This is a genomic window from Psychrobacter sp. AOP22-C1-C5 (genome assembly GCF_052378885.1).
In the GTDB taxonomy this organism is placed as follows: Bacteria; Pseudomonadota; Gammaproteobacteria; order Pseudomonadales; family Moraxellaceae; genus Psychrobacter.
Map to the genome: position 1 here is coordinate 1 of NZ_JBQSYC010000008.1, position 14363 is coordinate 14363.

Sequence of the window (14363 nt, forward strand, 5' to 3'; positions counted from 1 at the left end):
GCTTTTACAGATTTATTATTGATTTTATATTTACTGACCTTATATAGGTGCGACAAGACTTAACAATACTATAATAGGTACTCCGATAAATCCATCTTCGTTTTTGAGATTCTTGCTTTATTTATAATAAGGTGAATCCCCTGTTATCTAGTGTTCACAGACAGTTTTTGCTATAATAGCCGTTTATATAGTGTGATTTCCTTGCCCTTCTATTTTATTCTTCTTATAAAGGTAGAATACTGCTTCTTATAGCAATTCAATCATATATTGTTTAATGACTGTTTAATAAGGATGCATGCGGACAATATTAATGCGAGAAAACCCTCTATATGGTCTCAAAACATATCACAATGATTGAATACAATTGATGTGGTCTTACGGTTATATGATTGATGGTTACAATCATCACTGCCAACGGACCCAAAAACAGGTGAATAGATTATGGTAGCGATTACTTTACCCGATGGTAGCGTAAAAAACTTCGAAGGCAATACGACAGTCATGGAAGTGGCGCAAAGTATTGGGACAGGACTTGCTAAAGCAACAGTCGCTGGGCGTGTGAATGGACATTTGGTGGATGCACATGATCCTATCGTTGCTGATGCCAATGTTGAAATCGTGACGCCAAAAGACGCTGATGGTGTTGATATTATTCGCCACTCTTGTGCTCATTTATTGGGTCATGCGGTCAAGCAGCTGTATCCTGATGTAAAAATGGTCATTGGCCCTGTTATCGATGATGGCTTCTATTACGATATTTTTAGTGAAACGCCTTTCACACCTGAGCACATGGAAAAGATCGAAAAACGCATGATGGAGCTGATCAAGCAAGATTATGATGTGATTAAGAAAATAACCCCGCGCGATGAAGCCATTGAGATATTTCAATCACGTGGTGAAGATTATAAGCTCAAATTGATCAACGATATGCCAGGTGAAGAAGCGTTTGGTCTTTATCATCATCAAGAATACGTCGATATGTGCCGTGGCCCACACGTGCCAAATACACGCTTCTTAAAAGTATTTAAATTGACCAAGATGTCTGGCGCTTATTGGCGCGGTGATGCCAAAAACGAGCAACTACAACGTATCTATGGTACAGCTTGGGCAGATAAAAAAGATCTAAAAGCTTATATTCAGCGTATTGAAGAAGCAGAAAAACGTGACCATCGTAAGATTGGTAAAGCGCTTAATCTGTTTCATATGCAAGAGCAAGCGCCAGGTATGGTGTTTTGGCATGCCAATGGTTGGACCATTTATCAAGTGCTTGAGCAATATATGCGTAAAGTACAATACGATAATGGCTACGAAGAAATCAAAACGCCACAAATCGTGGATCGCAGCTTGTGGGAGCGTTCTGGACATTGGGGCAACTATGCGACCAATATGTTCACCACTGCCAGCGAAAACCGTGATTATGCGGTAAAGCCAATGAACTGCCCTTGTCATGTACAGGTTTTTAACCAAGGCCTAAAATCTTACCGTGATTTGCCATTGCGTATGGCAGAGTTTGGTTCATGTCATCGCAATGAACCGTCAGGCTCATTGCATGGATTGATGCGTGTTCGCGGTTTTACTCAAGATGATGCGCATATTTTTTGTACTCAAGCGCAAATTCAGCAAGAAGTCGCAGACTTTATTAAGCTTACCCTTGCAGTATACGAAGACTTTGGTTTCGATAACATCATTATGAAGCTGTCAACACGTCCTGAAAAGCGCGTGGGCAGTGATGAGTCTTGGGATTTTGCTGAAAAAGCATTGTCTGATGCTCTTGATAGCTCAGGTCTTGATTGGGACTACTTACCAGGTGAAGGCGCATTTTATGGCCCCAAAATCGAGTTTAGTCTCAAAGATTCTTTAGGACGCGTTTGGCAGTGCGGTACCATTCAAGTTGACCCCAACATGCCTGAACGCCTTGATGCTGAATTTGTGAATGAGCAAAATGAGCGCGAAGTCCCAATTATGTTGCACCGTGCTATCTTAGGTTCATTTGAGCGATTCATCGGTATCTTGATCGAAAACTACGCTGGTTGGATGCCAGTATGGTTAGCGCCTCAGCAAGTGGTAGTTATGAACATTACTGATAAGCAAGCGGACGCTTGTAAAAATGTCACTAACGAACTGAAAAATGCAGGCATTCGTGCTGTCAGTGACTTGCGTAACGAAAAGATAGGATTTAAGATACGAGAGAAAACATTAGAACGTATTCCCTATATGCTAGTATTAGGGGATAAAGAAGTTGAATCGGGCAGTGTCAATGTCCGAACACGCGAAGGTGAAAACCTTGGCGTAATGAGTATTTCTGAATTTATTACATTAGTACAGATCGCTGTTGGTAAGAAAGGCCGACAGACCCCAAAAACAGATGAGGAGTAATACCTATTAAACAGTCAAACCGTTTGAACATCAACGAAGATATCAATGTCAAAGAAGTCCGTCTTGTTAAAGAAGACGGCGAACAAATGGGCGTGGTCGATATCGAAACCGCGATGAAAGCGGCACGTGATGAAAACCTAGATTTGGTCGAATTAGTTCCTGAAGCCAAGCCGCCAGTATGCAAGATCATGGATTATAAGCATTTCCTTTATGATCAAAAGCAGAAGGCAAAAGAAGCTAAGAAGAACCAGAAGCAGACTCAGCTTAAAGAGATGAAGCTCCGTCCTAGTACTGAAGAAGCCGATTATCAGGTTAAACTGAGAAAGATCGTCAGTTTCTTGGAAGATCAAGACAAGGTTAAAATTAGCATTCGTTTCCGCGGACGTGAAATGGCGCATCAAGACATCGGTCGCAAACAACTTGATCGTATCATTGAAGATACCGCTGATATCTCAAATGTCGAACAGTATCCTAAGATGGAAGGTCGTCAAATGGGTATGTTGCTTGGTCCAACTAAAAAGAAATAATCTGTTTAATTGATTGTTCATTAGTTGTAGCTATTAGTCGATGTTTTGAGTCGATATCAACACCTGTCATTCTAACCATCAATATACGGCGCGATATTGATGGTTTTTTCATATCTGGCACTATGACTAATTGTTGTAAAATATAATAAGCTGACGCTACTTTACAAAATCTATCTTCTCAACCTTTTCATTACCAGTTAGTCTAAAGGTCTGCTGCATTCTATGAATATTATTCAAATAAAAACAAATAGGTGCATAGAAAAACTACATTGATTATTCGTGTTTTACGATTGATGCCTTATGTAGTCATTGGCTTAAAATACTGTCCATTTTAGATATTATAGGAAACTTCATGCAAGAATTGACCCCACCAGAAAACGCGACAACTCCAAGTATTTCTTTAACTGCGCCTGAACCGGTAAAAGAGATACAGAAAAGTGAAGCAGATCAGATGGTCAAGTTGGATGAAAGCCAAATCCCAGAACTTGATGCCAAAGTTGATGCTTTCGTCGATCATGTGATTACTAACTCTGTGCATAGCCCTGAATTTCAGCAAAACGTACAGTCTATTCATAATTTGGGCACTAAAGAGATTCGCGAATCGGCTCAGGTGTCTAATCGAATGCTCGATTTGCCAGCGAAAAGTTTGAATGACAGCTTGTTTGACAATTCCCCTATCGCTAAGTCATTAACTGAGTTGCGTAGTATTGTCGAAGATTTGGACCCGAGTAAAAAAGAGCTAACCAACTCTCGTAAGCTGTTTGGTCTCATTCCATTTGGCAACAAGGTGCAGGATTATTTCCGTCAATACGAATCGGCTCAATCGCATATCAATGCCGTTGTCACCAGCCTCTATAATGGTAAAGATGAGCTGCTCAAAGACAATGCCATGATTGAGCAAGAAAAAGTTAATATGTGGGAACTGATGCAGTCACTCCGTCAATATGTCTATGTCGGTAAAAAGATTGATGAGCAACTAGAACAAAAAGTCTATGCTATAGAAGCGAGCGATCCTGAAAAAGCCCGTATTATTAAAGAAGAGATGCTGTTTTATGTTCGTCAAAAGAACACAGACTTTTTGACGCAATTGGCCGTTAACGTGCAAGGGTATTTGGCATTAGACACTATACGCCGTAATAACTTAGAGTTAATCAAAGGTGTGGATCGTGCGACTACGACCACAGTCTCTGCGCTACGAACAGCCGTTGTCGTTGCGCAAGCCATGACCAATCAAAAACTAGTACTTGATCAGATTACAGCCTTGAATAAAACGACTAGCAGCTTGATTGAATCAACCTCAGCGATGCTCAAGCGTCAATCGGGTGAGATTCATGAACAAGCAACCAGTAGTAGTATTGAGCTTGATAAACTCCAAAATGCCTTCAATAATGTTTATGATACGATGGATATGATTAGTAATTATAAAATTGAAGCATTAGAAAATATGAAGCAGACGGTCAATACGTTGACCACTGAGGTCGATAAGGCACAGAAATATTTGGACAAATCTAATCAAACCACGGTATTAGAAGTATCCAAAGAAATAGACAGTAAAAAGATAACCAATAAATCAAATACGGTCGATATCGACATCTGATTTATTCGAACTGTTTTTACCCAATAAAGGTGATAACCCCCTGCTATTGAATACACATAAGGCAATTGACGCAAGATATTGCAACGTCGTTCGTGTTAAGATAGCCCCTATTAATAATTTTAAAAATAGATACGGTAATTTATGAGTTGGAATGATCCAAACGCCTCAAGTGAGGCAAAAAGATATGACAATCCTATCCCTAGTCGTGAACTTATATTAAGCACGATTACTGAGCATGGTGAAGTCACACATCAACAGTTGGCAAAAGCCTTCAATATTGATGACCCGGACCAGTTTGATGCTTTAGGCAATCGACTAAAAGCAATGGCACGCGATGGACAAGTGAACCGTGATGGTCGTCCTTATCGTTATCGCACTGTGACACAGCAAGATGTCGTTACAGGTACTGTGTCCGCTCACCCTAAGGGCTTTGGTTTTGTACTGTTAAGTGATATGCCAGATCTATTCTTGCATGAAAAACAGATGCGCTGGGTATTCAATGGCGATACAGTAGATGCCGTCGGGACGTCAACAGACAACCGTGGTCGTACTGAGGGGCGTATTGTCGATGTGGTTGAACGTCGTCAAAACAACTTCATTGGTACACTTGCTCACGATGAGGATGGCTACTGCGTTGAGCTTGGTAGTCCAAATAACCATCAGCCAATCACAGTCACAGAAGACAACGTACAAGCGCTCAATGCTAAGCAAGGTTCTCCTGTTAAGGTCGATATTATTGATTGGCCAAACCAGCATGAGTTTGCAACAGGTAAGATCACTGAAGTTTTGTCAAATGATAATGATCGTGAACTAATCATTGAGACCACGCTGCTTAACTATGATATTCCTTCAGAATTTAGCGAAGCGGCACTCAAGCAAGCCAATGGCTATCAAGAACCGACAGAGCAAGATTTGAAAGGTCGTACAGATTTGCGTGATTTGCCACTTGTCACTATCGATGGTGAAGATGCACGCGATTTTGACGATGCCGTATATGCCGAAAAACGCTCTGGCGGTAACTATCGAGTCTTAGTGGCGATTGCTGATGTGAGTCATTATGTCACGCCAAACTCACCACTTGATCATGATGCCTTTGAGCGTGGTACTTCAGTCTATTTCCCGCATCGCGTGATTCCAATGCTGCCTGAAGTGCTTTCGAACGGTTTGTGTTCATTGAACCCTGATCGTGATCGTCTATGTATGGTTGCTGATATCAAGATATCACGGGCAGGCAAGGTCACAGGTTATGAGTTTTATCCAGCTGTTATGCACTCAAAGGCACGTTTGACATACAATCAAGTGAATGCTTATCTTGATAATCCACAAGATAAGAGTGTGCCAACCTCATTGACTGGTAATAAAGACGTTAGAAAATCTGTTGATACGCTATACCAGTTGTATGAGCTGTTGCTTACAAAACGTGAAGAGCGTCATGCAATGGAGTTTGAGACCGTTGAGACGTACATTAAGTTCAATGAAAAAGGAGGCATTGACGCCATCTTACCACGCACACGCGGCGATTCTCAGAAGCTTATTGAAGAATGTATGCTACTTGCTAACACCTGTGCTGCGAATTTTGCACTTAAACATGAGCTACCAGTCTTATATCGTAACCACGACAAGCCTGATGGCGAAAAATCGATGCGTGTTCACGAATATGCAAAGAATTTTGGTTTGAGCTTCCCAGAAGAGAACCCAACGCAAGCAGATTATCAGCGTATTATTGAAGCCACAAAAGATAGACCAGATGCTATCAGTATTCATAGCATGCTGCTTCGCTCAATGATGCAAGCCAACTATGCACCTGACAATATCGGTCACTTCGGTTTGGCATACGACGAATATAGCCACTTTACGTCGCCTATTCGCCGTTACCCTGATTTGATGTTGCATCGCGCTATTAAAGCAAAAGTGACAAATAGCCAACAACCTGTCATGGACTTCTCTTTAGAAGGTGCAGGCACGCAGACCTCAGACACAGAGCGCCGCGCAGAAAAAGCATCGCGTTATGTAGAGTCTTGGCTCAAGTGTCACTATATGACAGATCATGTTGGCGAAGAATTCGAAGGCGTTGTGACTACCGTCACTAACTTCGGTTTGTTTGTCACATTGACTGACTTATATATTGATGGCTTGGTACACATCTCAAATGTCGGTGATGACTTCTTTGTTTATGATGAGCAGCAACAGCAGCTTATTGGTAAAGACAAAGGCACGTTATTTGGCCTTGGTGATTTGGTCAAAGTAAAAGTCGCTGGCGTGAATATGGATCTACTACAAATTGACTTTGACTTGAAAGAAAAGCTGCAATCAAGCGAGATGAATCAGACGAAAAAAGGTCAGTCTAAAAGAAGCCCAGCTAAAAAAGGCAATAGCCGTAGTAAAGGCGCTAATAAGAAAGGCTAATGTTAGCTGAACTCTCAAAACAATAAAAAGGCTAACGTTATCGTTAGCCTTTTTTATGAGCGATGTTTTATTTCGCTTTATCACTTATTATTGTGTTTCGCTTTCCATTTGTACCAATCGCGCTTGATCTGCCTGTTGAGCTTGGTCAATCTTTACAGTGGCATCGTCTAGAATAGCTTTAGGTTGTTCGCCAAGAGGTTTACTCGCAATACTGGTTGAGCTACTGTTCGCATTGTCTATGCCAGACACTTCTGTACCTGCTGTTTCTTGCTGAGAAGTACTGTCGCTCGCAATCATTTCTCTATTTTCTTCATGTTGATTACCGTTAATGAGATTAAAACCCAGTAACGCAACTATCCCAACCAATGAGAATATAATCAAATGTTTTATTTGCATAAAAAATGTCTCGTATTTAAGTAAAAGTCAGATAGACGTTTTACTGCATTTTTTATGCCCAGTTTTATACTATTGGTGCGCTCTACTCTTGCGGGCTATTACTGTTTAATAAATCAGTTTCGTCCGAGCTTTCCGCGATTTCTTGTTCTACTTTTGCCATCAGCTTTTCATCAGGTCGTGCGTTCAAGACCTCTTCAGCATTTTGCCCTTGCAAAACCTGCTTGGCACGAGCCTTTGCTTGCTGTTTGTCTTTATCATCAATACTGCGTTCATCATCTTGAGTATGGTAAATAGCCCCAGAGAAAGTCGGCTCAGTCTTTTTATTGGTAGTAGCACGACCAGCGTCACTACCCTGCATATGCTCAAAAGCCTTTTCTAGTTTTTTGTTGAAGCGCAATCGATAAATGGGTTCTGGCAACGTAAAGCCTGCGTTTTCTAGTGCATGTTTGGTCTCGCGAATGGCAATACTGCGAGCTTTAGCAAAATCCGTTTCAGATTGATCCACCCAAACTTGAAACTCTAGAACGATATTAGAGTCGCCAACATTGGTAATGACGGCAATCGCTTTGGGCTCCTCTAAAACAAAATCTAAAGTGTGTATCGCATCGATGCCGACTTTGATGGCGGCTAATGGGTCATCATTGGCATCCACGCCCAACTCAAAGGTAAAACGGCGTTCGGGATTTTTGGTGTAATTTAAAATGGTGCCTTTAAAGACCTCCGCGTTAGGAATACGAAGCTGATTGCCGTCCAACGTCATTAATATTGTCGCACGTGACGTCAGTCGCACTACGATGCCTTCTTGCCCATTGATCACGATATGGTCACGCGCACGAAATGGCTGGCGAATACTGAGCATCAAGGAGGCAATATAATTTTCGATGGTATCTTTGACCGCAAAACCAACAGCGATACCAATGACACCAGCACCGCCAAGCAACGTGCCTAAAATGGTCTCTGCACCGATTAAGCTCAGCGCTAGGATAAGACCAAAAACGATAAAAATGACTTTTACGGTTTGTGCCAACAGCTCAGCGACGAATGGGTTAGGCGTTAAGCGTTGCCACATTCTCTTGCGGTTGGACAACCAACTACCCAGCCATGTCACCAGTACGAATATTACCAAACCGACCAACAATAAGGGCAAAGCTTTGACAAGCGTTTTACCTTGTGCCATCAACCCTTGATAAACAGTCGTGACATTGTCTTGCACATCCAAAGTGCGATCAATTCGGTCTTCAACGGTGACGACATCGGTTAAACGATTGGTTAAATTAATGGCTTGTTGCGCTTTTTTCTCGTTGGGCGTCTCCCCCGTTAAAGTGACCACACCTTGGGTGACATTCACATCAACAGCTTGCAAGCCTTCGATTTCAGAAAAAATACCTTTGATACGCTGACGGATGTCATTATCTTTTTGCGGGGTGGGTGTGGTTTCGATTTGGGCATTATTGGTGCTCTGTCCACTGATTACTGGCGGGGCAGGCAATGGTGTGGATGATTCTGCTACTTCGTTTTCTGATGCAGCAGGATCTTCTGGTACAACTTCCTCTGTGCTTTCTATCCCTAGCGCTGCAGTTATGCTGCCCACTTCTTCATTAGCAGCATACGCTGGCAACCAGCAAATGATACTTAGTAATAACCATATTTGACCCCACGCTTTTAAACAACGGCGTATCACTGAGCGGTCAAAATAAGCGGCCATAAGCATCCTCTGCTGAGTTTTTATTGCGAATTTCTTATTGCCAAGCTTTGCGTGAATGACTAACGGTCTAAATAAACCTGCGCCGCGCCCAAGTCTAGCGTACCTTCGTAGATGGCGCGACCAGTAATAATACCTTCAATACAGTCGCCATAAGGTTTTAGCAACTCAATATCTTTCATATCTGTCACGCCGCCTGACGCAATCACAGGCAAGCCGCCTTCACGAGCCAAGTTGACCGTTTGCTCAACGTTAACGCCCTGCATCATGCCATCACGGGCGATATCAGTATAAACAATAGACGAGACGCCCACATCAGCAAACCGCTTGGCAAGTTCTGTGGCCTTGGTATCAGTAACGTTTGCCCAACCATGAGTAGCTACCATGCCATCTTTGGCATCGATACCAACGATAATGTGTCCTGCAAATTCGCGGCAAGCTTCAGCGACAAAACCAGGATCTTCAACCGCTTTGGTACCAATGATGATGTAAGTCAGCCCGGCAGTAATGTATTGCTCAATGGTGTTCATGTTTCGCACACCGCCGCCCAACTGAATGGGCAAATTCGGATATGTCTTAGCAATATCTTGAACCACTTGTCTGTGTACAGGTACACCATCAAACGCACCATTCAAATCAATCAAATGGAGACGGCGAGCGCCTTCATTTACCCAGCGAGCGGCCATAGCTACTGGATCGTCAGAAAATACCGTATCATCTTCCATACGACCTTGCTTTAAACGCACACATTTACCATCTTTTAAATCAATAGCGGGAATAATGACAGGTACAGCACACATATAGCATTCCTTATAAGCACAATATTAAATAAATTTTGAAGATAGACTGTTAAAAATCAAACGCTGATAGAAAAAAATCACTCAATGAGTGACTTGAAGTGCAGACAGATTAAAATCAACAACAAACCTAAGATTGATCAAAAGTGACATGGGTAATTGCAAAAGGCAATTCTTAATAACTGCAAGTTTTAAACTATCGAATTATTGTAAACATTCAGTAAATTCAATTACTGACTGGCAATTTTAGGTCAATTTAGCGTATAATCCTAGGTAAATTTTTATTTGTTTCTATGTGATAGTAACCATACGCTACGCTTTTTATTGAGTCATTTTTGACTTGAAATTACATAGCGGTCAGGATGAATCGAGCAATGGCCAACGGTATCAATACAACGTTAGCTGGTAGCTTGCTAAGAAGGGTTATATTAGAAATTTCATTGGTAGCCTCTACATGGCCTACTCTGCAGTACTAAACTCTAATTAGATACCTTCTATAACGTCTTTATCACTAGTTAACTATTTAAAACAGTCATTACTGGCGCTATATCAGCTGATTATAATAAGTGACGTCTGCTTATCGGCTGCTTAGCTGGTTTGTCTTTTAACCAGTTTATCATCTATTTAAATAGATCATTGGTTGGCTACTCTATCATTAACCCAGTATCTCGTTTGGAGATATTGAAGCAATCAGGGAAGTCAATCATACTGGCTTTACAAGTTTTAATTTTCAATGAAACGTGTGATAGGACTGTTTATTTTAAAACTGGTCTCTTGTAGCCCATGGCTTTAGCGATTAATTTTGAAGGAACGGTTTTAACATACACCTTGGTAGCCAGTCGCCACTTTGGTAATTCGAATAAGACATTAACGTGTTGTTAAGGAGTCTGAGGTCAGCGTTAATACTCTTACTAGTAGTTATGATCAGGCGTTATTTTCAAAAACCCTTTACCACTATCCTACTATAGGAATAGAGGTTTGTGGGCTTTATTTGATGACGCAGATGTTCATGCTACCGATATACCAAACAGGACGTCTGGTATCGTTTTAGACTATGGACTAAGTTTTCGCTTATGATTACCATCAAAAAAGGTTTGGATTTGCCCATCACCGGTGAACCCTCCCGCGAGATATCTGAGCACCGACCCGCACATGTAGCCGTTATTGGCTATGATTATGTGGGTATGAAACCCACCATGAATGTCAAAGAAGGTGACATTGTAGCCAAAGGCCAACCCGTTTTTGAAGACAAGAAACGGGTTGGCGTGATCTACACTGCACCTGCTGCTGGCAAAGTTATCGCGATTAAACGCGGTGAACGTCGTGTGTTTGAGAGTCTTGTGATTGCGGTTGACCCAAACGGTGAAGAAGTAGAATTTGAGCGCTATGACTCCCAGCAACTTGCTGACCTAGATTCTGAAGTCGTTGAAACCCAGCTACTTGCTTCGGGCGAATGGACTGCGTTTCGCACGCGTCCTTATAGCCGTGCACCAGAAATCGGTGCCCGTCCGCATGCCATCTTCGTCACAGCGATGGATACCAATCCATTGGCTTTTGATCCGATGCTGCTGATCAATGAGCAGCTGCAAGCATTCAATGACGGACTTGCTGTATTATCGACCCTCAGTCCCAAAACCTTTGTCTGCCATCATGGTGATACTCAATTGACGCCAGTTGCAAGAACTGCTGCTAATAATGTCACTGAGTATCATAGCTTTGCTGGTAAACATCCTGCAGGATTGGCAGGTACGCACATTCACTTTTTGCATCCAATCATGCGCGGCGTGACCGTATGGACGATTGGCTATCAAGATGTGATTGCGATTGGTAAGCTATTTACCACTGGTCGTTTGTACACGCGTCGTATGATTAGCCTAGCAGGCCCTGCTGTTAGTAACCCACATTTGGTGGTCACTGAGCGCGGAGCTGATATCACTGCTCTCACAAAAGGTCAACTGGCTTCTGGCGAGAACCGTATCATTTCAGGTTCAGTATTGTCAGGTCGCAAATTGTTTAGCAATATCGCCTATCTTGGCCGCTTCCATGATCAAGTCAGTGTGCTGTCTGAAGGTCGTGAGCGTCCTGCGTTTCACTTCTTTAGCGCAGGTGCAAACCGTTTCTCTAAATTGCCTATTTATATCTCTCATTTCTTTGGTGGTAAAAAGTACAACTTTACTACGACGAGTAATGGCTCACCAAGAGCGATGGTACCTATCGGGGTATACGAAGAAGTCATGCCTCAAGACTATCTGCCAACACAATTGTTACGTGCCTTGATTGTTGAAGACATCATTAGTGCCGTTGATTTGGGCGTACTTGAATTGGACGAAGAAGATTTAGCATTATGCACCTTCGTATCTCCTGGCAAATATGAATTCGGTGATATTTTGCGTGATAACTTAACGCGCATTGAGCTGGAGGGCTAACCACGATGAAATTTTTACACAATATGTTCGATCGTATGGAGCCGTCTTTCACTAAAGGTGGTAAACACGAAAAGTACTATGCCATCTTTGAGATGTTTGATACGTTTTTGCGTCAACCAAGCTCAACGACTTATGCATCATCACACGTACGCGACGGTATCGACCTTAAGCGTATTATGATTACTGTGTGGCTTTGTACGTTCCCAGCGATGTTTTGGGGTATGTACAATATCGGGCATCAAGCATTAACTGCGATTACTCAGCTTGGCTTGCAACCTGAAGGCTGGCGTACTGTGATCACGAACATGGTCGGTTATAATCCAGACAGTATCTGGGCAAGTTTTGTCTACGGAGCCATGCAATTCTTACCTATTTATATCGTCACCTTTGCGGTCGGTATTCTTTGTGAGATTATCTTTGCCGTCGTGCGTGGACATGAAGTCAACGAAGGTTTCTTTGTGACTTCTATCTTATTTGCATTATGTCTACCGCCAGATATCCCATTGTGGCAAGTTGCCCTAGGTATCATCTTCGGTGTGGTCGTGGCCAAAGAAGTCTTCGGTGGTACAGGTAAAAACTTCCTTAACCCTGCCCTATCAGGTCGTGCGTTCTTGTACTTTGCTTATCCAGCTTATATGTCTGGTGACTCAGTATGGACAGCGGTAGATGGTTTCTCAGGGGCGACGCCTCTTGGTCTTGCCGCACTTGGCGTGGTTCCTCAAGATTTCGTTGATGTGTATGGTAATGCCATCACATGGAGCGATGCATTCTTAGGCAACATGCAAGGTAGTATCGGTGAAGTATCGACACTCGCCATCTTGATGGGTGCTGCCGTCCTATTATGGACGCGCATTGCTTCATGGCGCATCATGGCAGGTTGTGTGGTCGGTCTTATTGCAACCTCTCTTGTCTTCAATATGGTTGGTTCTGAAGATAACATGATGATGAAATTGCCGTTCTACTGGCACTTGGTTATCGGTGGCTTTGCATTTGGTGCTGTCTTTATGGCAACCGATCCAGTTTCAGCTGCGCATACCAATAAAGGCCGCTGGGCTTATGGTATTTTGATTGGTTTTATGACTGTATTGATTCGAGTCATCAACCCAGCTTTCCCAGAAGGCATCATGCTGGCCATTCTATTTGCCAACTTATTTGCTCCATTGTTTGATTACTTTGTGACCCAAGCAAATATCAAACGCCAAACCGCTCGGAGGGTTCGCTATGTCCAAGCCCAAAAGTAACAATGCGAAAACCATCAGTGTGGCATTGACGCTATGCTTGGTGTGTTCAGTACTGGTCTCAGCCGTTGCGGTTGGGTTAAAACCAGCTCAAGTCGAAAACGCACGCTTAGATCGTAACAAAAACATCTTGGTAGCAGCAGATATGTACAATGCTGAATCTGATACGCCTGAAGATGTGGCTGAGCGTTTCAAAGACTTTGATGTCGAGATCATTGATTTAAACAAAGGCACTTATCTAGATGATAATGCTTTAGTAGATGCTGGTATCCCTGATCGTAATGATTATGACGCGAGCCAAGCGACTAAGAATGCAGCGCTGAGTGAAGACTTAGGCGAAAATGACCCTGCTGGTATTGGCCGTAAGCCAAAATATGCCAAAGTTTATCTCAAAAGAGATGAAGCGGGTAAACCTGAATTGGTCGTATTGCCAATCCAAGGCTACGGTCTGTGGGGTACTATTTATGGTTTCTTAACACTAGAAAGTGATATGAATACCATTAAAGGTATCAGCTTTTATGAGCATAAAGAGACCCCAGGTCTCGGCGCTCGTATCGAAGAGCCAGAGTGGCGTGCAAAGTGGACTGGCATCCAGTCATACGATGAAGACGGCAATGTGGCTACAGGTGTGACTAAAGCAGGTACGCCAAAAGAGAATTGGGTCGACGGTATCAGTGGTGCGACACTTACTGGTCGCGGCGTAAGCAACATGATTCAGTTTTGGTTAGGTGACCAAGGTTATAAACCTTATCTAGACGCGCTCCGTAAAGAAAGCGGTCAGACGGTTGATAATACTGACGGGCAAGCGGCTCAGTCAACCAAACCAGCTACTCAGACAGCTCAACCTAACACCGAACTGGCAGCCAAGCTACCAGCAGCAAACGGCAAGGAGGTATAA

The 14363-nt window shown here is 42.7% G+C and carries 10 protein-coding genes; 7 read left to right on the forward strand and 3 right to left on the reverse strand.

What is annotated here, in order from left to right; all coding sequences use genetic code 11:
* Nucleotides 1-441 precede the first annotated feature (441 nt).
* The 4 genes from thrS (at nucleotide 442) to rnr (ending at nucleotide 6906) form a co-directional block, all read left to right on the forward strand.
* Nucleotides 442-2376 carry a threonine--tRNA ligase gene (thrS, locus tag ACT3TH_RS10615; RefSeq protein ID WP_444755804.1) on the forward strand — a complete coding sequence of 645 codons (1935 nt, stop codon included), beginning with the start codon at nucleotides 442-444 and terminating at the stop codon, nucleotides 2374-2376.
* A 23-nt stretch (nucleotides 2377-2399) separates the two neighbouring features.
* Nucleotides 2400-2903, forward strand: coding sequence for a translation initiation factor IF-3 (gene infC, locus ACT3TH_RS10620; RefSeq protein WP_062845719.1), 504 nt, complete (start codon nucleotides 2400-2402; stop codon nucleotides 2901-2903).
* A gap of 352 nt (nucleotides 2904-3255) precedes the next feature.
* On the forward strand, nucleotides 3256-4500 hold the full coding sequence (locus ACT3TH_RS10625; RefSeq protein ID WP_444755805.1) for a toxic anion resistance protein: 1245 nt from the start codon (nucleotides 3256-3258) through the stop codon (nucleotides 4498-4500).
* 141 nt (nucleotides 4501-4641) lie between these two features.
* Nucleotides 4642-6906: a ribonuclease R gene (rnr, locus tag ACT3TH_RS10630; RefSeq protein ID WP_444755806.1), complete on the forward strand. Its 2265-nt coding sequence runs from the start codon at nucleotides 4642-4644 to the stop codon at nucleotides 6904-6906.
* A gap of 87 nt (nucleotides 6907-6993) precedes the next feature.
* On the opposite strand, the gene ACT3TH_RS10635 is transcribed toward rnr, so the two are convergent.
* The 3 genes from ACT3TH_RS10635 to hisA all read right to left on the reverse strand — a co-directional run bounded on the left by ACT3TH_RS10635 (nucleotide 6994) and on the right by hisA (nucleotide 9804).
* Entirely contained in the window at nucleotides 6994-7302 is a 309-nt protein-coding gene (locus ACT3TH_RS10635; protein ID WP_444755807.1) for a hypothetical protein, read from the reverse strand.
* Between the two features lie 82 nt (nucleotides 7303-7384).
* Nucleotides 7385-9007, reverse strand: a complete 1623-nt coding sequence (locus ACT3TH_RS10640) for a mechanosensitive ion channel domain-containing protein (RefSeq protein ID WP_444755808.1) — start codon at nucleotides 9005-9007, stop codon at nucleotides 7385-7387.
* Nucleotides 9008-9066: 59 nt separating this feature from the next.
* Nucleotides 9067-9804 carry a 1-(5-phosphoribosyl)-5-[(5-phosphoribosylamino)methylideneamino]imidazole-4-carboxamide isomerase gene (gene hisA, locus ACT3TH_RS10645; RefSeq protein WP_444755809.1) on the reverse strand — a complete coding sequence of 246 codons (738 nt, stop codon included), beginning with the start codon at nucleotides 9802-9804 and terminating at the stop codon, nucleotides 9067-9069.
* Nucleotides 9805-10874: 1070 nt separating this feature from the next.
* Between hisA and ACT3TH_RS10650 the strand changes: the two genes are divergently transcribed.
* From ACT3TH_RS10650 to ACT3TH_RS10660, 3 genes are read left to right on the forward strand one after another with little or no spacing between them, the layout of a single operon-like run.
* A complete protein-coding gene (locus ACT3TH_RS10650; RefSeq protein WP_444755810.1) occupies nucleotides 10875-12227 on the forward strand; it encodes a Na(+)-translocating NADH-quinone reductase subunit A in 1353 nt (450 codons plus the stop codon).
* Nucleotides 12228-12232: 5 nt separating this feature from the next.
* On the forward strand, nucleotides 12233-13468 hold the full coding sequence (locus ACT3TH_RS10655; RefSeq protein ID WP_444755811.1) for an NADH:ubiquinone reductase (Na(+)-transporting) subunit B: 1236 nt from the start codon (nucleotides 12233-12235) through the stop codon (nucleotides 13466-13468).
* Nucleotides 13449-14363: a Na(+)-translocating NADH-quinone reductase subunit C gene (locus tag ACT3TH_RS10660; protein ID WP_444755812.1), complete on the forward strand. Its 915-nt coding sequence runs from the start codon at nucleotides 13449-13451 to the stop codon at nucleotides 14361-14363. Before ACT3TH_RS10655 ends, ACT3TH_RS10660 begins: the two co-directional genes overlap by 20 nt.